We start from the raw sequence: 19473 nt of genomic DNA, 5'->3' as shown, positions 1-19473 counted from the left end.
CTCTGGTCGACCTCGATACAGGAAGACCCCGTGAGCTCCAGCATTTTCTGGCATGACTACGAAACCACCGGCATCAATCCGCGCAGCGACCGCCCGCTGCAGGTGGCCGGTGTGCGCACCGACCTCGACCTCAACGAGATCGAGGCGCCAATCAGCCTCTACTGCCGCCCCTCCGACGATATCCTGCCGCATCCGGCGGCCTGCCTGGTGACTGGCATTACCCCCCGGCAACTGGCCGACCAGGGCCTGTGCGAAGCCGAATTCATGACCCGGGTGCACGATCAGTTGGCCCGTCCCGGCACCTGCGCTGCGGGCTACAACACCCTGCGTTTCGACGATGAGGTCACCCGCTACAGCCTCTACCGCAACTTCTTCGACCCCTACGCCCGGGAATGGCAGGGCGGCAACAGCCGCTGGGACCTGATCGATGTGGTCCGCACCGCCTATGCGCTGCGCCCCGAGGGGATCGTCTGGCCACAGCAGGATGGGCGCACCAGTCTGCGCCTTGAACTGCTGAGCAAGGCCAATGGCATCGACCACGGCCATGCCCACGAGGCGCTTTCCGACGTGCGGGCGACCATTGCCCTGGCCCGCTTGATTCGCGAGAAGCAGCCGCGGTTATATGCCTGGCTGTTCCAGTTGCGCAGCAAGCACAAGGTCATGGAACAGGTTCGGCTATTGCAGCCACTGGTACATGTATCCGGACGTTTCTCGGCCCAGCGCAACTATATCGGCGTGGTACTGCCTTTGGCCTGGCATCCGCGCAACCGCAACGCGCTGATTGTCTGCGACTTGCAACAAGATGCTTCGCCGCTGCTCCAGGAAAGTGCAGAAGCATTGCGCCAGCGCCTGTATACGCGGCACGAAGACATGGCCCAGGGCGAACTACCGGTACCGCTGAAGTTGGTGCATATCAACCGCTGCCCGGTATTGGCGCCACTATCGGTATTGCGCCCGGCCGACCAACAACGCCTAGGGCTCGAGTTGTCGGCATTGCAGGGCCGGGCGGAGCAATTGGCCAATCAGCAGGCCATTTGGGCAGACAAGCTGGACATCATTTATCAGGAAGAAGGCTTTGCCCCCAGCGAAGACCCGGAGCAACAGTTGTATGACGGTTTTTTCGGTGACCGGGACAAGCGCCTGAGCGAACAAGTGCGGCGTGTGGATCCGGCGCAATTGGCACATGGACAATGGATGTTCGATGACCCGCGACTGCCGGAACTGTTGTTCCGCTATCGCGCGCGAAACTTTTCCGACACCCTTGATGAACAAGAGCGCGCGCGTTGGCATGCGTTCTGTCAGCAGCGGCTTACTGATCCTTCTTACGGTGCGCCTAATACCCTGGCGGACTTCGAGCAGGCATGCCAGAGCAGTTGGAGCGACGCCAGCGAAGCGGGACGGCAGGTGCTGGAGGCCTGGCAAACCCATGTCCGGCAACTGAAAGTGCAGTACCAGCTTTGAAATGTGCAGATAAACAAAAAACGCCGGCAAGTGCCGGCGTTTTTCATGTTGAAACCAACGCGCCTTTCAGGCGAATCAGTCCAGCAGGGTAGCCCAGCTTTCGACGACGTCGCCGCCCCACTTGGCTTTCCACTCTTTCAGGGTCTTGTGGTTGCCACCCTTGGTTTCAATAACCTCGCCGTTGTGCGGGTTCTTGTATTGCTTGACCTTGCGCGCACGCTTGGTGCCGGTGGCCTTGACTGCGCCGCGCGGGGCTTTGCTCAGTTTGCTTTCCGGATCGAGCAGGGCGATCACGTCACGCAGCGACTTGCCGTTTTCGGCCATCAGCTCGCGCAGTTTCTTTTCGAACTCCAGCTCTTTTTGCAGCTTGCCGTCTTGCGACAGGTTGGCCAGGCGGGCTTGAAGTTCCTTGATGGCTTCTTCGGTGGCGCGGTATTCGTTGATCAGGGACATGGTGTGTTCCTTAATGCATGTTCAGAGAGAGACAGTGGGGCAATAATAGACAGGCGAAACTCTCAAGTAAACAATTTAATATTGATCACTGATTTAATAGTAGGCACTGACTGCGCAGTCATTAGGTTAAGAAAAATTTACAATTTGTCTGGGCCACTGGCCATTTCCCCTTGGGAAGAAGGGAATAGGCCTGTGCGACTGTGTCCTTGAGCTTGCTGATGCGAGGGTGTAGATGCTTACTGCGTTTTTCCCGGCAGGCCGCTAGAATATGCGCCTTTGCGAAGTTCTGGAGTCTCCCTCATGCGCACCTATCGACTGGTGATTGCCTGCCCCGACCGCGTCGGCATCGTGGCAAAAGTCAGTAATTTCCTGGCCCTCTACAATGGCTGGATCAACGAAGCCAGCCACCACTCCGACGAGCAGAGCGGTTGGTTCTTCATGCGCCATGAGATTCGCGCCGAGTCCCTGCCGTTCGGTATCGAGGCTTTCCGCGAGGCGTTCGCCCCGATCGCCGAAGAGTTCTCCATGACCTGGCGGATCACCGACTCGGCGCAGAAGAAGCGCGTGGTGCTGATGGCCAGCCGTGAGTCGCACTGCCTGGCCGACCTGCTGCACCGCTGGCACACCGACGAGCTGGACTGCGAGATCCCTTGCGTGATCTCCAACCACAATGACCTGCGCAGCATGGTCGAGTGGCACGGCATTCCATTCCACCATGTACCGGTCGATCCCAAGGACAAGCAGCCGGCGTTCGCCGAGGTCTCGCGCCTGGTCGCCGAATACGACGCCGACGCCGTGGTGCTGGCGCGCTACATGCAGATCCTGCCGCCGCAGCTGTGCCAGGCATACGCGGAAAAGGTCATCAACATCCACCACAGCTTCCTGCCCTCGTTCGTCGGTGCCAAGCCGTACCACCAGGCGGCACTGCGCGGCGTGAAGTTGATCGGCGCGACCTGCCACTACGTGACCGAAGAGCTGGACGCCGGCCCGATCATCGAGCAGGACGTGGTGCGTGTCAGCCACGCCGACAGCATCGAGGACATGGTGCGCTTCGGCCGTGACGTGGAGAAGATGGTCCTGGCCCGTGGCCTGCGCTACCACCTGGAAGACCGCGTGCTGGTGCATGGCAACAAGACCGTGGTGTTCAACTGAGTCGAGGGCCATGGCATGGCAGACCCGCGTGACAAGGCCGGCGCCTCGGCGCCACCGACCTTGGGCGAAGGCTGCCTGGCCCGCTTCGACCCCGAGGCGTTGAGCGATGAGGACGGCACCGAGTTTCCCGGTGCCGCCGAACTCTGGGGGCGACTCAACCCGTCTGGCGACGACGCTCCAGTCGTGGACGCGCCAGCAGGTACAGGAACACCGGCCCACCCGCCAGCAGATAGAAGTAATAGGTAACCGCGCGCCAGATCAGGATCGCCGCGGCTGCCGTCGAGCTGCCCACCAGCGGTGACAGCAAGGTCGCCGAGGTCAGCTCCGCCGCGCCGGCGCCGCCCGGCAACAGGCTGAACTGCCCGGCACTGAGCGAGAGCATCTGCACCAGGAAACTGGCAATCCACGCCAGGTCCACCCCCAAACCCCGCAATGCCAGATATAGCACGCTGTAGCGCAGGCACCAGTGCGCGCAGGTGAGGGTGAACACCAGCGCCAACGTGCGCCGAGGCATGCGCCAGGTCTTGGCCAGGGCATGGAAAAAGCGCAGCAGCTTGCGCGCCCATCGCCTTCGGCGTGCCGGCGCCATGCCCAGGCGACGCAACAACCGGCCGTTGCCACGCATCAGCGCGCGTCGATAGCGCAGCAGCAGGAAGATCCCCGCAAGTACCGCACACAGCAGCAGGGCGCTGCCCAGCAGCATCTGTGCCTGGCTGTGGCCGAGGTGGTGGAACAGGGCATAGGCGGAAATCGCCAGCATTGCGCAGAAGAAGAACAGCAGGTCATTCAACTGGTCCATGGCGAACACCGCGCCACTGCGTGATGGCGTGATGTGCTTGCGCGCCAGCAGTGTCATCAGGGTCAACGGGCCACCGCTGCCGCCGGGCGTGGTGCAGATGGCGAACTCGGTGGCCATCACCACGCCCAGGCTGTGCATCCGTCCCACCTGCGCGCCCTGGTCACCCAGCAGCAGGCGTAGCCGGGCGGCATTGAGGGTCCAGCACAGCAGGATCATCGCCAGCAACAGCAGCAGCAACCCGGGGTCGAAGGCGCGCAGGCGCGGGAGCAGGTCGCTGCCGCCGAGCAGGGCGGGTACCAGCACTGCCAGCAGCAGTGCCAGGGCCAGCCAGCCCAGGCGCTTCATGAGTCGGCCTGGCGCGCCAGCCAGGCAGACTTGGTCAGTGGCTCACGGCCTTGGGCCAGCAGCTGGTGCAGGGTATCGAGCCAGTAATTGCGTGCGCTGGCGTGGCGCATGTCGACCGGGTGCAGGCCCAGGCGCAGGGTGTCGGCTTCGCGCCAGCGGCGGCATTGCCAGTCGCTGACCACCCTCGACAGGCCGCGGCGCCAGGCGCTGCGGGCACTCCACACCAGTCCCGGGGCATCGAAAGCAGTGAAATCCGGCAGCCGGTACAGGTGGCGCGGCGAACTGGTATAGCGCAGTGGCAATTGTCGCAACGCCTGGCGCGTGCCTTCGCTCATCAGCCAGGCGGGGGCGACGAAGCCTGCCACCGGCCAGCCCTGTTTCTCGAACAGTGCCAACCCGGCCTGCAGGCGTTGCAGGGCATCTGCCTGGTCCAGCCCATGGAACTCGCCTTCGTGGGTATAGATCCGGCGCATGAAATATTCGCCCGGTCCGCGCGGTGGCGGGCCATCGTCGGCGTGGTAGTAGCCATGCAGGGCCAGCTCGTCGCCCTGGGCCAGGCGACGCTCGAGCAGGCGGCAGAAGGTGGGTGAGCGCATCAGCGGGTTGCGGTGGTGGAAGTCCGGCACCACCAGCCAGGTCATGGGCACCCCGCCCAGGGCGTCGATGGCCTGGACGAAGGGTTGGTAGTCCGGCCAGGTTTCCGGCGCGATATCGTGCAGCACCAGCATCAGGCTGCGCGTGTCGGCGTGGCCCTCAGCCATGGGCGCGCACCGGCAGCGGGTGGCCGAGCACCGCCTGGTAATGCTGGAGCAGGCCGTTGACCACGGTGTCCCAGCTGTAATGGCGCTCCACGTGTTGGCGTGCCTGACGGCCCAGTTGGTCCACACCGCTGTCGAACGCTTCGCGCACGGCTGCGGCCATGGCTTGGCCATCGTTGGGTGGGCACAGCCGGCCGCAGCGTTCGTCGATGATTTCGCTGAAGGCGCCGGCACGCACGGCCACCACGGGCGTCGCGCTGGCCATGGCCTCGAGGATCACCAGGCCGAAGGTTTCCTGGTCGCCGGCATGCACCAGCAGGTCTGCGCTGGCCAGCAGCCGGGCGACCTGCGTGGGCGGGCAGAAGTGATCGATCACGCTGACATTGCCCGGCACGCTGGCCGGCATGTTCGAGCCCACCAGCAGCAGGTGGTAGGGCTGGCCGAGCGCGTGCATGCAGTCGAGCAGCACCGGCAGGTTCTTTTCCCGCGAGCCGCGGCCGGCGAACACCAGCAGGCGGCTGGTATCGGCGATGCCCAGCTCGGCGCGCAGGCCAGGGTCGTGCCGGTCTGGGTTGAACAGCGCCAGGTCCACGCCCAGGCGCTGCACGTGCACGTTCTCCACGCCCAGCCGGCGCAGCTTGTCGGCCATCACCTGGCTGGGTGCCAGGACCCGGTCGAAATGCCCATAGAGCTTGCTGACATAGGCCTCGACATTGGGGGTGAACCAGTTGCCCATGCGGTTGCTCACCAGCAGGGGCAGGTCGGAGTGATAGAAACCGATCACCGGCACATCGAGCTTGCGCCGCGCCTCCAGGGCCGCCCAGGCGGTGAGGTAGGGGTCGCCGACCTCGATCAGGTCGGGCCGCAGGCGGCGCAGTTCCTTGCACCAGGGTGCCAGGCGCACCGGGAAGCGGTAGCCGTTGCCGAAGGGCAGGGGTGGAGCAGGTACGTGGTAGACACCATCGACCTGGCTGGCATTGGCTCCGGGGATCAGCAGACTGTGGCGAACGCCGGGCATGGCGTCGAGGTGGCGGTGTTTGGCATCAAGATAGGTTCGCACGCCGCCGCTGGCCGGGGCGTAGAACATGGTGATGTCGGCGATGTGCACGATCAGCATCCCTCCGGGATCGTCCTCGGGTGTGTCATCCGGCGGTAATGAACCGGTGATGACGCGCCTGAGGGTTGACCTACTTGAAGGATAGTTTGTTCGATCGAGGTTGGGCGGGGGGCCGGTGCCGGGCAAGCCCGCTCCCATGAAGGGAGCGGGCGGCGGGTCAGATGCGGAAGCTGCCGACCAGCTGCTTGAGGCGGCCGGCCTGTTGCTCGAGGTCCGAGCAGGCGCGCAGGGTGGCCTGCAGGTTCTCGACGCCTTCCTGGTTGAGCATGTTGATCTCGTTGATGTCCATGTTGATCGAGTCGACCACGGCGGTCTGCTCTTCGGTGGCGGTGGCCACCGACTGGTTCATGCCGTCGATCTCGCCGATACGCTGGGTGACGCTGCCCAGGCGTTCGCCGGCCTGGTTGGCGATGTCCATGCTGTCCTGGCTGTGACGCTGGCTCTGGCCCATGGTGTCGACCGACTCGCGGGCGCCGACCTGCAGCTCCTCGATCATGGTCTGAACCTGCTGCGCCGACTCCTGGGTGCGGTGCGCCAGGTTGCGCACTTCGTCGGCGACCACGGCAAAACCACGTCCGGCCTCGCCGGCGCGGGCAGCCTCGATGGCGGCGTTGAGGGCGAGCAGGTTGGTCTGCTGGGAAATGCTGGTGATCACTTCGAGGATCTGGCCGATGTTGACGGTCTTGTTGTTCAGCGTCTCGATATGCTCGCTGGAGGTGACGATCAGGTCCGACAGGCGGTTCATCGCATCGATGTTGCGCTGCACCACCTGCTGGCCTTCCTCGGCCAGCAGCCGCGCCGAGCTGGCATGCTGCGAGGCCTGGGCGGCGTTGCCGGCGATCTCCTGGGCGGCGGCGCCGAGCTGGTTGATGGCGGCGGCGACGCTGTTGGTGCGGTTGGACTGCTCGTCGGAGTTGCTCATCGACGAGTTCGAGGCGCTGATCACCCGCAGAGCCACTTCGTTGACCTGCTCGGTGGCCGAGGACACTTCGCGGATCGAACCGTGGATGCGCTCGACGAAGCGGTTGAAGGCGGTACCGAGGATGCCGAACTCGTCGTGGTTGTGGATTTCCAGGCGGCGGGTCAGGTCGCCTTCACCCTCGGCGATGTTCGACATGGCGCGGGTCATGGTGTGCAGCGGCTGCATCAGCACGCGGATCAGCAGGCCGAGCAGGGCGATGATGATCACCACCGCCACCAGCGTGGCGATCACCGCCGAAGTGCGGAAGGTGCTGAGCATCGAGAAGGCCTTGTCCTTGTCCACCGACAGGCCGATGTACCAGTTGGCCGAAGGCAGGCCCTTGACCGGAGTGAAGGTCAGCAGGCGGGTTTCGCCGTTGAGCGTCACTTCGGTCAGGTTGCCGGACAGCCTGGGCGTGTTCTGCGGGAACAGGTCCGACAGCGATTTCATTACCAGGTTCTTGTCCGGGTGCACCAGGATCTTGCCCTGGTCGTTGACCAGGAAGGCGTAGCCCATGCCGCCGAAATCCAGCGAGTTGATGATCTGCACCAGGCCGTCGAGGGCCAGGTCGCCGCCGACCACGCCGACCGAGCGCGAGGCGGTGCTGATGATCGAGATGACCAGCTCGTTGGTGGCCATGTCGATATAGGGCTCGGTGAGGATCGGGCCGTTGGCGTTGAGGCCGTCCTTGTACCAGGGGCGCACGCGCGGGTCGTAGCCGTCGGGCATCTTGGTGTCCGGGCGCACGGTGAAGGTGCCGTCGGGCTGGCCCAGGTAGATGGTCTGGAAGCTCGAAGTCAGCGCGTTCTGGCCCAGCAGGGTGCCGGTGTTCTGTGGGTACTGGGCAATGTTCTGGGCGACGTTTTCGACCAGCTTGATACGCCCTTCGAACAGGTTGCGGATATTGGTGGAGGTGGACTCGCCCATCTCAGCCAGGTAGTTCTCCAGGTCTTCGCGAATGGCGTTACGCTGGAGGTAGTCGTTGTAGAGGGTGAAGAGGCTGAAGGCGAGTATCACGATCAGTGATGCCGCCAGAAGAATCTTGTGGCTGAAACGAAGGCTTTTATTCATAACGTGATCGTGTCCGCTAAGGTTTTTTATCGGGTCGTTCGCACAAAGCACGGTTGGAAAACAGTGCAACAATTCCCGTGGGTCCTTTTCGGGTTGTTACTGTCTTTCTGGGTAGAATCATTTTGAAATATCGGCTGTCACGCGACGGAACTTGAGCAGGGGATGAAAGAAGATGTCAGATTCCTTACGAATGGTAGTAGGAGCAGGTCCTGATGGTCAGCCGGTATCCCAGTCCATGCGCCTGGCCAACCGGCACGGCCTGGTGGCCGGCGCCACCGGCACTGGCAAGACGGTCACCCTGCAACACCTGGCCGAGCTGTTCAGCGATGCCGGGGTCGCGGTATTCGCCGCGGATGTGAAGGGCGACCTGTGCGGCCTGGGCGCGGCCGGGGCGCCCCAGGGCAAGGTGGCCGAGCGGATTGCCGGCATGCCCTGGCTGAACCACAAGCCCCAGGCTTATCCGGTGAGTCTTTGGGATATCGCCGGGCAATCGGGGCATCCGTTGCGCACCACCCTGAGCGAAATGGGACCGTTGCTGCTGGGCAACCTGCTGGAACTCACCGACAGCCAGCAGGCTGCCTTGTATGCGGCGTTCAAGGTGGCCGATCGCGAAGGTCTGCTGCTGCTCGACCTGAAGGACCTCAAGGCCCTGCTCGCGCACCTGAAGGACAACCCCCAGCTGCTGGGCGAAGACAGCGCCTTGATGACCAGCGCTTCCACGCAGGCCTTGCTGCGCCGACTGGCGACCCTGGAACAGCAGGGCGCTGAAGCGCTGTTCGGCGAGCCGGCGCTGCAGCTGGAGGATCTGCTGCGCCCGCAAGGCGACGGTCGCGGGCGTATCCACCTGCTCGACGCCAGCCGCCTTGTACATGACGCGCCCAAGGTCTATGCGACCTTCCTGCTGTGGCTGCTGGCTGAACTGTTCGAGCAGCTGCCGGAGCGCGGCGATGCCGACAAGCCGGTGCTGGCGCTGTTCTTCGATGAGGCGCACCTGCTGTTCAACGGTACGCCCAAGGCGTTGCAGGATCGTCTGGAGCAGGTGGTGCGGCTGATCCGCTCCAAGGGCGTTGGGGTGTATTTCGTCACCCAGTCGCCGGGCGACCTGCCGGATGCGGTACTGGCTCAGTTGGGGCTGCGTATCCAGCACGGCCTGCGGGCATTCACCGCCAAGGAGCAGAAGTCGCTGCGCGCGGTGGCCGATGGTTTCCGACCCAACCCGACGTTCGACAGCCTGGCGGTGCTGACTGAGCTGGGCATTGGTGAGGCTCTGGTCGGGACGTTGGAAGAGAAAGGCACGCCTGCCATGGTCCAGCGGGTGCTGATCGCGCCACCGCAGTCGCGGATCGGGCCGTTGAGCGCAGTCGAGCGGCAGGCCCTGATCGCGGCATCGCCGCTGGCCGGGCGCTATGACAAGCCGGTCGACCGTGAGTCGGCCTATGAAATGCTTACCCAGCGCAAGGGCGAACCGGTGGAGCCGGCGCCCCAGGCCAAGGCCGATGAGGACAGCTTCGCCGACAAGGCCGGTGAGTTCCTGCAGAGCGCGGCGGGGCAGGCCATCAAGTCGGCGGTGCGCCAGGCGGCCAATCAATTGGGGCGGCAGTTGGTGCGTGGGTTGATGGGGTCGTTGTTGGGAGGAAAGAAACGCTAGGCCCGTCCTGGCCCCTGTCGCGGGGCAAGCCCGCTCCCACGTGTAAACCTTATTCAGGACGGGACAACGGATACAAAAAAGGCGCCCCGCAAGGGGCGCCTTTTTCAGTTACTGCATCAGCACTCAGCCGATGGCCTTGGTGGCCAGCCAGAACAGGCCGGCGGCCAGGCCCATCGTTGCCGGCAGGGTGAGCACCCAGGCCAGCAGGATGGTCTTCACGGTGCCGCCCTGCAGGCCGCTCTTGTTGGCGACCATGGTACCGGCGACGCCCGACGACAGCACGTGGGTGGTGGACACCGGCAGGCTGAACACGTTGGCCATGCCGATGGCGCAGGCCGCGGTGATCTGTGCCGACATGCCCTGGGCGTAGGTCATGCCCTGCTTGCCGATCTTCTCGCCGACGGTCAGCACCACGCGCTTCCAGCCGACCATGGTGCCCAGGCCCAGGGCCAGGGCGACGGCGACGATCACCCAGAACGGTGCGTACTCGGTGGTGGCGGTCAGGTCCTTGCGCAGTTTCTCCAGGTCAGCCTTTTCACGGGCCTGCAGACCCGGCAGCTTGCCGACCTTCTTCGCCGTGTCGTCCAGGCACAGCAGGTAGCGACGCACTTCGACGCGCTTCTCGGCGCTCAGGGCGCGGTAGTCGGTCACCCCGGCCAGCGACGATTGCAGTGCGGCGATGGTCGGCTCGGTCTGCTGCGGGTTGCAGCTGAACTGTTCCGGCAGGTCGCTCGCCTGCGCCTTGCCCAGCGCCAGGAACTCGCCCAGGGTGGCGGCGTTGCGCTGGTAGAACTGGCTCAGGTGCAGGGTGGCGTCGCGGGTGCGTTCGATCTGGTAGGTGGTGCTGTTCAGGTCGAGGACGAACTTGGCCGGGACGATGCCGATCAGCACCAGCATGATCAGGCCGATGCCTTTCTGGCCATCGTTGGAGCCGTGCACGAAGCTTACGCCCATGGCCGAGATCACCAGCACCAAGCGGTTCCAGAACGGTGGGTGCTTCTTGTCGTCGAGCTTGCGGCGCTGGTCCGGGGTCTTGTGCATCTTCGACAGCGGACGCCACCATTTCAGGCCGATCAGCAGCAGGGCGGCGACAGCGAAGCCGGCCATGGGCGAGAGCACCAGGGACATGCCGATGTCGATCGCCTTCTGCCAGTTGACGCCGTCGCCCAGCGGAATGTCGCTGAGCAGGGCATTGGCCAGGCCGACGCCGAGGATCGAACCGATCAGAGTGTGCGAGCTGGAGGCCGGGATACCGAAGTACCAGGTGCCGAGGTTCCAGGTGATGGCCGCGGCCAGCAGCGAGAAGACCATGGCCAGGCCGTGACCGGTGTTCACATTGATCAGCAGTTCGACCGGCAGCAAGTGGACGATGGCGTAGGCCACCCCGACACCACCGAGCAGAACCCCGAGGAAGTTGAACACACCGGAGAAGAACACGGCCAGGTGCGGTGGCATGGCCTTGGTATAGATGACAGTGGCTACCGCGTTGGCGGTGTCATGAAAGCCATTGATGAACTCGAATGCGAGCACGAAGGTCAGAGCGAGCGTCAGGCTCACGATAACCCAGGCATCCAGTCCGCTGAATAAATCGATCATGAAGGTTGTCTGGCGGTCTTAGGGGGGGCGGATTATGCCAGAAAACCATGGCAATCGATGCACCCGCCACTGACCGATGGCAGGGGAATGGCGACCCCGCACCTGCATGGCGCAGGTGAGCTTTCGCGCAAAATCGTCGTAAAAAATCGATAAATCTCAGAAAAATCAGCGATTTGAGACGATTTTTGTAGAGAGTCCGCAATTTAAACGCTTGTATGAAATTTGTGTGATTCCATTTCATATCGAGCATTTTCACCCAGGATGCCTTGCCGCAATCGTTGCTCGATAGTGGCGCTATGACATCTCTTGGCTTCACTCGCCGTCGCTGCGCAGTTCCTTTTCGATCTTCTCGATTTCCTGGGCGAAGGCCTGGTCGAGAATGCTGGCGCGTTTACGCCAGGGTTTGCGTTCCGGGTCGGGTTGTGCGGCATAGGTGGTGACTTCACCACCGTATACATCCTTGTAACGTTCGGCCTGGCGCTCGAGTTCCGCGCGCAGTTCTTCTTTCGTCACAGTAATACCTGAATAAGTTGAAGTTGGGCGTCAGCCGTTAAATACACACGCAGGATGTGGAAATTCGGCAACGCGAACACATCGTTGCACTGCAAGGACAGGGTGTGGAAGGGCGACCTGCGGCGCACCACACGACAAGCCACTGCTCAGGCAGCGGGCAGGCGTCAGGAAGGCAACGAAAGTTTGTCGATTGGATCCGTTATACAGCGCAGACAATCAACATGAACCGAGTATAGCAATCGGCAATTCGAAGGCTATCGTTCTTTACCCGCCATTGACAATAGACCTGAAGTTATTCTTTGAGAGGTTTTGTCCGAGCGGACTGCTGAAAGTTCAAGTTGTTGTGGTAGGCAAGTTTGCCGGTGGGTGTCGGAAATGAAAACGGCCTCGCTGGGAGGCGAGGCCGTTGCCTGGGACTTCTACGGTGGGTACCTGACCAGTCTCTCCAAAGAAGCCACATGTGGCAGGGGAAAGGTATAAGCAAAAGTGTCAGCGGTCAATTGCGATTATCGGCCGTTCGTTCGATAATCGAACGAGGTAGCGATTTTTTTGAGGCATGTCCATGAGCGAAGAAACCAGCGGCCCGCCAGCGAACGAGCCCGCGCGCAATACCAGCCCCACCCTGGCACCACCGATCGTGGCGTCCGCGGCCAAGCGCATCCAGGCCTTCACCGGTGATCCGGATTTCATGACCTCCCTAGCTCGTGGCCTGGCGGTGATCCAGGCGTTCCAGGAGCGCAAGCGGCACCTGACCATCGCCCAGATCAGCCACCGTACGGAAATACCCCGGGCGGCGGTGCGGCGTTGCCTGCATACCTTGATGAAACTGGGTTACGCCACCACCGACGGGCGCACCTATTCGCTGTTGCCCAAGGTGCTGACCCTTGGCCATGCCTACCTGTCGTCCACACCGCTGGCGGTGTCGGCACAGCCCTACCTCGACCGGATCAGCGACCAGCTTCACGAAGCGGCCAACATGGCCACGCTGGAAGGCGACGACATCCTTTATATAGCGCGCTCGGCTACGGTCGAACGGTTGATCTCGGTCGACCTGTCGGTCGGCGGGCGGTTACCGGCCTATTGCACGTCGATGGGGCGTATCTTGTTGGCGGCGCTGGACGACGCAAGCCTGCACGAGTACCTGGAACGGGCGGACCTCAAGGCGCGGACCAGCCGTACCCTGCACGACCCGGCATCGCTGTTCGCCTGTATCCAACAGGTGCGCGAGCAGGGCTGGTGTGTGGTCGACCAGGAGCTGGAACAGGGGTTGCGTTCGATTGCCGTGCCGATCTATGACGCCTCGGGGCAGGTGCTGGCGGCGTTGAACGTGAGTACTCATGTCGGTCGGGTCAGCCGTGGGGAACTGGAGCAGCGCTTCCTGCCGATCCTGCTGGCGGCCAGCCGGGACCTGTGTCACCAGTTGTTTGGCTGAACAACACCGGGGGCGCGCTGCGCCCCATCGCCGGTAAACCGGCTCCTGCACCGGGTGCGCTGAATAGTCGAACACGGGCTGCCGTTTCCTGTTCGATAAACGCACAGTGTCGTTCCCGACGAATTGCGCCGCCCACGCCTGCTGATTAATGTCTGTCGCACGAGTCGGCTTCGCCGACCGGACAATAACAACAGGCCCGAGGGCATCCCCATGAAGACCATCCCTTCGCTGTCGCGGCCGCACCCGCGCGCAGTGCTGCTTCACGCCGGCTGATCCCCAGTCGTCGTATCCACCGTTTCCTGTTCCTGCGCATCAGCGATGCGCGGTAGCCTGCCTGTGCCCAACTCCCGGATAACAACAATGAACAAGCCACAATCCGCTGTCGGCAACTGCCTCGATGTCCAGTCCCTCATCAACGACCAACCGCTGTCGCGATATCAATGGCGGGTGGTGATCCTGTGCTTCCTGATCGTCTTCCTCGATGGCCTGGACACTGCCGCCATGGGTTTCATCGCCCCGGCGCTGTCCCAGGAATGGGGCATCGACCGTGCCAGCCTCGGCCCGGTGATGAGCGCCGCGCTGATCGGCATGGTGTTCGGCGCCCTCGGCTCCGGGCCGCTGGCCGACCGCTTCGGGCGCAAGGGCGTGCTGGTGGGGGCGGTGCTGGTGTTCGGCGGTTTCAGCCTGGCCTCGGCCTACGCCACCAATGTCGACCAGTTGCTGGTGCTGCGCTTTCTGACCGGCCTGGGCCTGGGGGCGGGCATGCCCAATGCCACCACCTTGCTCTCCGAGTACACCCCGGAGCGGCTCAAGTCGCTGCTGGTGACCAGCATGTTCTGTGGTTTCAACCTGGGCATGGCCGGGGGCGGTTTCATCTCGGCCAAGCTGATCCCGGCCTACGGCTGGCACAGTCTGTTGGTGATCGGCGGGGTGCTGCCATTGCTGCTGGCGCTGGTGCTGCTGGTCTGGCTGCCGGAGTCGGCGCGGTTCCTGGTGGTGCGCAACCGCGGCACCGAGAAGGTACGCCGGACCCTGGCACCGATCGCCCCGGCCCTGGTGGCCCAGGCCGCGAGCTTCAGTGTGCCGGAGCAGAAGGCGGTGGCGGCGCGCAACGTGTTCGCGGTGATCTTCTCGGGCACCTATGGCCTGGGCACCGTGCTGCTGTGGCTGACCTACTTCATGGGCCTGGTGATCGTCTATCTGCTGACCAGCTGGCTGCCGACCCTGATGCGTGACAGCGGCGCGAGCATGGAGCAGGCCGCCTTCATCGGCGCATTGTTCCAGTTCGGCGGCGTGCTCAGCGCGGTGGCCGTGGGTTGGGCGATGGACCGGTTCAACCCGCACAAGGTGATCGGCGTCTTCTACCTGCTGGCGGGTGTATTCGCCTATGCCGTGGGGCAGAGCCTGGGCAACATCACCTTGCTGGCCACGCTGGTGCTGGTCGCCGGCATGTGCGTGAACGGCGCGCAATCGGCCATGCCGTCGTTGGCGGCGCGGTTCTACCCAACCCAGGGGCGCGCCACCGGGGTGTCGTGGATGCTCGGGATCGGTCGCTTCGGTGCAATCCTCGGTGCCTGGAGCGGGGCGACGCTGCTGGGTCTGGGATGGACCTTCGAGCAGGTGTTGACCGCGCTTCTGGTGCCGGCGGCGCTGGCCACCATCGGCGTAGTGGTCAAGGGGCTGGTAAGCCACGCCGACGCGACTTGAGGCAATAGGGGCGCGTTTAATAGCAGAGTAACAAATGGTTCGATAATCGCACAAAAGTGCGATTATCGGATTGTTACCACCCCGACAGCCGCCGTAATCTGGGCCCATCGCAGCGACGCAATGGCCCGCTGCTCACTGACTCGACTCGACCTGACCAGGAGTCTCCAATGGCAGCAATCCTCTCGCTTCACGAGGCCGTGAAGCAGTTTATCCAGGATGGCGACAGCGTCGCCCTTGAAGGTTTCACCCACCTGATCCCGACGGCGGCCGGTCACGAGATCATCCGCCAGGGCAAGCGCGAGCTGACCCTGGTGCGCATGACTCCGGACCTGATCTACGACCAGCTGATCGGTGCCGGCTGCGCGAGCAAGCTGATCTTCTCCTGGGGCGGCAACCCCGGCGTCGGTTCGCTGCACCGCCTGCGCGACGCGGTGGAGAAGCAGTGGCCGCACGCCATCGAGATCGAGGAGCACAGCCACGCCGACCTGGCCAACGCCTATGTCGCCGGCGCCTCCGGCCTGCCGTTCGCGGTGCTGCGCGCCTACGCCGGCTCCGACCTGCCGAAGGTCAACCCGCTGATCAAGAGCGTCACCTGCCCGTTCACCGGTGAAGTGCTCGCCGCCGTGCCGTCGGTGCGCCCGGACGTCACCGTGATCCACGCGCAGAAAGCCGACCGCAAGGGCAACGTGCTGCTGTGGGGCATTCTCGGCGTACAGAAGGAAGCGGCCCTGGCGGCCAAGCGCTGCATCGTCACCGTCGAGGAGATCGTCGATGACTTGAATGCGCCGATGAATGCCTGCGTGTTGCCGACCTGGGCGCTCAGCGCGGTGTGCCTGGTGCCCGGCGGCGCCCACCCGTCCTACGCCCACGGCTACTACGAGCGCGACAACCGCTTCTACCAGGCCTGGGACCCGATCGCCCGCAACCGCGAGTCGTTCACCGCCTGGATCGACACCTTCATCCGTGGCACCCGAGACTTCACCGAATTCCAGGCCAGGCTGGCCAGCACCGCGGAGGCCGCGCAATGAGCTATTCCACTTCCGAGATGATGACCGTCGCGGCGGCCCGCCGCCTGCGCAACGGTGCCGTGTGCTTCGTCGGTATCGGCCTGCCGTCGAAGGCCGCCAACCTGGCGCGCCTGACCTCCTCGCCCGATGTCGTGCTGATCTACGAGTCCGGCCCGATCGGCGCCAAGCCGAGCGTGCTGCCGCTGTCCATCGGTGACGGCGAGTTGGCCGAGACTGCCGACACCGTGGTGCCGACCGGCGAGATCTTCCGCTACTGGCTGCAGGGCGGGCGCATCGATGTCGGCTTCCTCGGCGCGGCCCAGGTCGACCGCTTCGGCAATATCAACACCACGGTGGTCGGTGACTACCACGCGCCGAAGACTCGCCTGCCGGGTGCCGGCGGCGCGCCGGAGATCGCCGGTTCCGCCAAGCAGGTGCTGATCATCCTCAAGCAGTCGCCGCGCGCCTTCGTCGACAAGCTCGATTTCATCACCTCGGTCGGCCACGGCGAAGGCGGCGACTCGCGCAAGCGCCTGGGCCTGCCTGGCGATGGGCCGGTCGGCATCATCACCGACCTGTGCATCATGGAGCCGGAAGCGGACACCCATGAATTCGTGGTCACGTCGATCCACCCGGGCGTGACCCGCGAGCAGATCGTTGCCGCCACTGGCTGGGCGATCCGCTTCGCCGACGACGTGCAGCAGACCGCAGCACCCAGCGACGTCGAGCTGTCCGCCCTGCGCGACCTCGAAGCGCGCACCGCCGCCGCCCATGGCCAGACGGCAGGAGAAGCCTGATGCGTGATGTCTTTATCTGTGACGCCATCCGTACCCCCATTGGCCGCTTTGGCGGCGCCTTGGCCAGTGTGCGCGCCGATGACCTGGCGGCGGTGCCGCTCAAGGCGCTGGTCGAGCGCAATCCGCAGGTGCAGTGGGAGCTGCTCGACGAAGTGTTCCTCGGCTGCGCCAACCAGGCCGGCGAGGACAACCGCAACGTGGCGCGCATGGCGCTGCTGCTGGCAGGCTTGCCGCAGAGCATTCCCGGCGTGACCCTCAACCGCCTGTGCGCCTCGGGCATGGACGCCATCGGCAGCGCGTTTCGCGCCATCGCCAGTGGCGAGATGGAACTGGCCATTGCCGGTGGCGTCGAGTCGATGTCCCGCGCGCCGTTCGTGATGGGCAAGGCCGAGAGCGGCTACTCGCGCAACATGAAGCTCGAGGACACCACCATCGGCTGGCGCTTCGTCAACCCGTTGATGAAGGCGCAGCATGGCGTGGACTCCATGCCCGAGACCGCCGACAACGTCGCTGACGATTACCAGGTGTCGCGCGCGGATCAGGACGCCTTCGCCCTGCGCAGCCAGCAGAAGGCCGCCGCCGCGCAGGCTGCCGGTTACTTCGCCGAAGAGATCGTGCCGGTGCGTATCGCCCATAAAAAAGGCGAGACCGTGGTCGAGCAGGATGAGCACCTGCGCCCGGACACCACGCTGGAGGCGCTGAACAGGCTCAAGCCGGTCAATGGCCCTGACAAGACGGTTACCGCAGGCAATGCCTCGGGCGTCAACGATGGCGCCGCCGCATTGATCCTGGCCTCGGCCGAGGCGGTGAAAAAGCATGGCCTGACCCCACGGGCCCGGGTGCTGGGCATGGCCAGTGCCGGCGTGGCACCGCGGGTAATGGGTATCGGCCCGGTGCCGGCGGTGCGCAAGCTGACTGAACGGCTGGGTGTGGCGGTGGCGGATTTCGATGTCATCGAGCTCAATGAGGCGTTTGCCAGTCAGGGGCTGGCGGTGCTGCGCGAGCTGGGCGTGGCGGATGATGCGCCGCAGGTCAATCCCAACGGCGGTGCGATCGCCCTGGGGCACCCGCTGGGGATGAGCGGGGCGCGGTTGGTGCTGACGGCGTTGCATCAGCTGGAGAAGAGTGGCGGGCGCAAGGGGCTGGCGACCATGTGCGTGGGCGTCGGTCAGGGCCTGGCGTTGGCCATCGAGCGGGTTTGACCGGCACCGGCCCAATCGCGGGGCAAGCCCGCTCCCACGCTGTTTCCTGGCAATTGCGCGGGCAATCGTGGGAGCGGGCTTGCCCCGCGATTGGGCGACAGTGGAACGAGATTGTTACTGGGTATGTCTAGACTTTGCAGTGACCTCCCAGGAGTAAAAACACCATGACTTCCAGTTATTACACCGGTGAAGAACGCAGCAAGCGGATCTTCGCCATCGTCGGCGCTTCGTCGGGCAACCTGGTGGAATGGTTCGACTTCTATGTCTACGCCTTCTGCGCGATCTACTTCGCCCCGGCCTTCTTCCCCTCCGACGACCCCACCGTGCAGTTGCTCAACACCGCCGGCGTGTTCGCCGCGGGCTTCCTGATGCGCCCTATCGGTGGCTGGATCTTCGGCCGCCTGGCCGACCGCCACGGGCGCAAGAATTCGCTGATGATCTCGGTACTGATGATGTGCGGCGGCTCGCTGATCATCGCCTGCCTGCCCACCTACGCCAGCATCGGCGCCTGGGCGCCGGCGCTGCTGCTCCTGGCGCGGCTGATCCAGGGCCTGTCGGTGGGCGGCGAGTATGGCACTACCGCCACCTACATGAGCGAAGTGGCCTTGCGCGGCCAGCGCGGCTTCTTCGCCTCGTTCCAGTACGTCACCCTGATCGGCGGCCAGTTGCTGGCGGTGCTGGTGGTGGTGATCCTGCAACAGCTGCTCAGCGAGGAGGAGCTGCGGGCATACGGCTGGCGCATCCCGTTCGTGGTCGGTGCCATCGCCGCGCTGATCTCGCTGATGCTGCGCCGCTCGCTGAAGGAGACCAGCAGCGCCGAGACCCGTCAGGACAAGGAGGCCGGTACCATCCGCGGACTGTTCCGTAATCATGCCGCCGCCTTCATCACCGTGCTGGGCTACACCGCCGGTGGCTCGCTGATCTTCTATACCTTCACCACCTACATGCAGAAGTACCTGGTCAACACCGCCGGCATGAACGCCAAGAGCGCCAGTTTCGTCATGACCGGCGCGCTGTTCCTGTTCATGATCCTGCAGCCGGTGTTCGGCATGCTCTCCGACCGCATTGGCCGACGCAATTCGATGCTGCTGTTCGGCGCCCTCGGGACGCTCTTCACCGTGCCGCTGCTGATGGCGCTGAAGACCGTGAGCAGCCCGTTCATGGCCTTCGTGCTGGTGACCCTGGCGCTGTGCATCGTCAGCTTCTACACCTCCATCAGCGGCCTGGTGAAGGCCGAGATGTTCCCGCCACAGGTCCGTGCGCTGGGGGTGGGGCTGGCCTACGCGGTGGCCAACGCGGTGTTCGGCGGCTCCGCCGAATACGTGGCGCTGGGCTTGAAAACCTTAGGCATGGAGAACACCTTCTACTGGTACGTGACCGCGATGATGGCGGTGGCCTTCCTGTTCAGCCTGCGCCTGCCCAAGCAGGCGGCGTATCTGCACCATGACCACTAA

16 protein-coding genes and 1 pseudogene are annotated in these 19473 nt (G+C 64.1%); 9 read left to right on the top strand and 8 right to left on the bottom strand.

Annotated features, from left to right (window positions below; translation table 11 throughout):
* The first annotated feature begins 30 nt into the window (after positions 1 to 30).
* Positions 31 to 1461 (top strand): exodeoxyribonuclease I, encoded by a 1431-nt coding sequence (gene sbcB, locus K2O50_RS21450; RefSeq protein WP_050703898.1) that lies wholly within the window; start codon positions 31 to 33, stop codon positions 1459 to 1461.
* A 75-nt stretch (positions 1462 to 1536) separates the two neighbouring features.
* On the opposite strand, the gene mvaT is transcribed toward sbcB, so the two are convergent.
* Positions 1537 to 1914 (bottom strand): histone-like nucleoid-structuring protein MvaT, encoded by a 378-nt coding sequence (mvaT, locus tag K2O50_RS21445; protein ID WP_050703899.1) that lies wholly within the window; start codon positions 1912 to 1914, stop codon positions 1537 to 1539.
* Between the two features lie 300 nt (positions 1915 to 2214).
* Here mvaT and purU point away from each other — a divergent pair, with 300 nt between their 5' ends.
* Positions 2215 to 3066 carry a formyltetrahydrofolate deformylase gene (gene purU / locus K2O50_RS21440; RefSeq protein WP_050703900.1) on the top strand — a complete coding sequence of 284 codons (852 nt, stop codon included), beginning with the start codon at positions 2215 to 2217 and terminating at the stop codon, positions 3064 to 3066.
* Between the two features lie 154 nt (positions 3067 to 3220).
* Here the strand turns inward: purU and K2O50_RS21435 are convergent, their stop codons facing one another.
* The 5 genes and pseudogenes from K2O50_RS21435 to K2O50_RS26975 all read right to left on the bottom strand — a co-directional run.
* Positions 3221 to 4210 carry a lysylphosphatidylglycerol synthase transmembrane domain-containing protein gene (locus K2O50_RS21435; RefSeq protein WP_050703901.1) on the bottom strand — a complete coding sequence of 330 codons (990 nt, stop codon included), beginning with the start codon at positions 4208 to 4210 and terminating at the stop codon, positions 3221 to 3223.
* The gene (locus tag K2O50_RS21430; protein WP_050703902.1) at positions 4207 to 4971 is read right to left on the bottom strand and encodes a DUF2334 domain-containing protein; all 765 of its coding nucleotides are present in this window, start codon (positions 4969 to 4971) and stop codon (positions 4207 to 4209) included. Before K2O50_RS21430 ends, K2O50_RS21435 begins: the two co-directional genes overlap by 4 nt.
* Positions 4964 to 6085, bottom strand: a complete 1122-nt coding sequence (locus K2O50_RS21425; protein ID WP_050703903.1) for a glycosyltransferase family 1 protein — start codon at positions 6083 to 6085, stop codon at positions 4964 to 4966. The genes K2O50_RS21430 and K2O50_RS21425 overlap by 8 nt, the downstream gene beginning before the upstream one ends.
* A gap of 157 nt (positions 6086 to 6242) precedes the next feature.
* Entirely contained in the window at positions 6243 to 7007 is a 765-nt protein-coding gene (locus K2O50_RS26980) for a methyl-accepting chemotaxis protein (RefSeq protein ID WP_371263123.1), read from the bottom strand.
* A gap of 141 nt (positions 7008 to 7148) precedes the next feature.
* Positions 7149 to 7973, bottom strand: a pseudogene (locus K2O50_RS26975) (cache domain-containing protein); the annotation flags it as partial.
* A 316-nt stretch (positions 7974 to 8289) separates the two neighbouring features.
* Between K2O50_RS26975 and K2O50_RS21415 the strand changes: the two are divergent.
* A complete protein-coding gene (locus tag K2O50_RS21415) occupies positions 8290 to 9765 on the top strand; it encodes a helicase HerA-like domain-containing protein (protein ID WP_050703905.1) in 1476 nt (491 codons plus the stop codon).
* A gap of 123 nt (positions 9766 to 9888) precedes the next feature.
* Here K2O50_RS21415 and K2O50_RS21410 read toward each other — a convergent pair whose 3' ends face one another.
* Together K2O50_RS21410 and K2O50_RS21405 are read right to left on the bottom strand one after the other, a co-directional pair.
* Complete coding sequence (locus tag K2O50_RS21410) at positions 9889 to 11361, bottom strand: inorganic phosphate transporter (protein WP_028690222.1); 1473 nt, start codon at positions 11359 to 11361, stop codon at positions 9889 to 9891.
* 312 nt (positions 11362 to 11673) lie between these two features.
* Positions 11674 to 11874 (bottom strand): hypothetical protein, encoded by a 201-nt coding sequence (locus tag K2O50_RS21405; RefSeq protein WP_050703906.1) that lies wholly within the window; start codon positions 11872 to 11874, stop codon positions 11674 to 11676.
* Between the two features lie 562 nt (positions 11875 to 12436).
* Between K2O50_RS21405 and pcaR the strand changes: the two genes are divergently transcribed.
* From pcaR to K2O50_RS21375, 6 genes are all read left to right on the top strand, one after another.
* A complete protein-coding gene (gene pcaR, locus K2O50_RS21400; RefSeq protein WP_050703907.1) occupies positions 12437 to 13306 on the top strand; it encodes a pca regulon transcriptional regulator PcaR in 870 nt (289 codons plus the stop codon).
* A 360-nt stretch (positions 13307 to 13666) separates the two neighbouring features.
* Complete coding sequence (locus tag K2O50_RS21395; RefSeq protein ID WP_050703908.1) at positions 13667 to 15013, top strand: MFS transporter; 1347 nt, start codon at positions 13667 to 13669, stop codon at positions 15011 to 15013.
* A 167-nt stretch (positions 15014 to 15180) separates the two neighbouring features.
* Positions 15181 to 16041, top strand: a complete 861-nt coding sequence (locus K2O50_RS21390; protein WP_050703909.1) for a CoA transferase subunit A — start codon at positions 15181 to 15183, stop codon at positions 16039 to 16041.
* Positions 16038 to 16817 carry a CoA-transferase subunit beta gene (locus K2O50_RS21385; RefSeq protein ID WP_050703910.1) on the top strand — a complete coding sequence of 260 codons (780 nt, stop codon included), beginning with the start codon at positions 16038 to 16040 and terminating at the stop codon, positions 16815 to 16817. The genes K2O50_RS21390 and K2O50_RS21385 overlap by 4 nt, the downstream gene beginning before the upstream one ends.
* Entirely contained in the window at positions 16814 to 18019 is a 1206-nt protein-coding gene (pcaF, locus tag K2O50_RS21380; RefSeq protein ID WP_177330820.1) for a 3-oxoadipyl-CoA thiolase, read from the top strand. Before K2O50_RS21385 ends, pcaF begins: the two co-directional genes overlap by 4 nt.
* A gap of 164 nt (positions 18020 to 18183) precedes the next feature.
* Positions 18184 to 19473: an MFS family transporter gene (locus K2O50_RS21375; RefSeq protein ID WP_050703912.1), complete on the top strand. Its 1290-nt coding sequence runs from the start codon at positions 18184 to 18186 to the stop codon at positions 19471 to 19473.

Source organism: Pseudomonas sp. 2hn (assembly GCF_019646095.1).
Lineage (GTDB): Bacteria > Pseudomonadota > Gammaproteobacteria > Pseudomonadales > Pseudomonadaceae > Aquipseudomonas > Aquipseudomonas peradeniyensis.
This window is presented reverse-complemented; position numbering and strand designations above follow the sequence as displayed.

Excerpts from the sequence above, each read along its gene's own strand:
- mvaT (WP_050703899.1), bottom strand. The coding sequence starts at position 1,914 with ATGTCCCTGATCAACGAATACCGCGCCACCGAAGAAGCCATCAAGGAA.
- purU (WP_050703900.1), top strand. The coding sequence starts at position 2,215 with ATGCGCACCTATCGACTGGTGATTGCCTGCCCCGACCGCGTCGGCATC.
- K2O50_RS21435 (WP_050703901.1), bottom strand. The coding sequence starts at position 4,210 with ATGAAGCGCCTGGGCTGGCTGGCCCTGGCACTGCTGCTGGCAGTGCTG.
- K2O50_RS21430 (WP_050703902.1), bottom strand. The coding sequence starts at position 4,971 with ATGGCTGAGGGCCACGCCGACACGCGCAGCCTGATGCTGGTGCTGCAC.
- K2O50_RS21425 (WP_050703903.1), bottom strand. The coding sequence starts at position 6,085 with ATGCTGATCGTGCACATCGCCGACATCACCATGTTCTACGCCCCGGCC.
- K2O50_RS26980 (WP_371263123.1), bottom strand. The coding sequence starts at position 7,007 with ATGAGCAACTCCGACGAGCAGTCCAACCGCACCAACAGCGTCGCCGCC.
- K2O50_RS21415 (WP_050703905.1), top strand. The coding sequence starts at position 8,290 with ATGTCAGATTCCTTACGAATGGTAGTAGGAGCAGGTCCTGATGGTCAG.
- K2O50_RS21410 (WP_028690222.1), bottom strand. The coding sequence starts at position 11,361 with ATGATCGATTTATTCAGCGGACTGGATGCCTGGGTTATCGTGAGCCTG.
- pcaR (WP_050703907.1), top strand. The coding sequence starts at position 12,437 with ATGAGCGAAGAAACCAGCGGCCCGCCAGCGAACGAGCCCGCGCGCAAT.
- K2O50_RS21395 (WP_050703908.1), top strand. The coding sequence starts at position 13,667 with ATGAACAAGCCACAATCCGCTGTCGGCAACTGCCTCGATGTCCAGTCC.
- K2O50_RS21390 (WP_050703909.1), top strand. The coding sequence starts at position 15,181 with ATGGCAGCAATCCTCTCGCTTCACGAGGCCGTGAAGCAGTTTATCCAG.
- K2O50_RS21385 (WP_050703910.1), top strand. The coding sequence starts at position 16,038 with ATGAGCTATTCCACTTCCGAGATGATGACCGTCGCGGCGGCCCGCCGC.
- K2O50_RS21375 (WP_050703912.1), top strand. The coding sequence starts at position 18,184 with ATGACTTCCAGTTATTACACCGGTGAAGAACGCAGCAAGCGGATCTTC.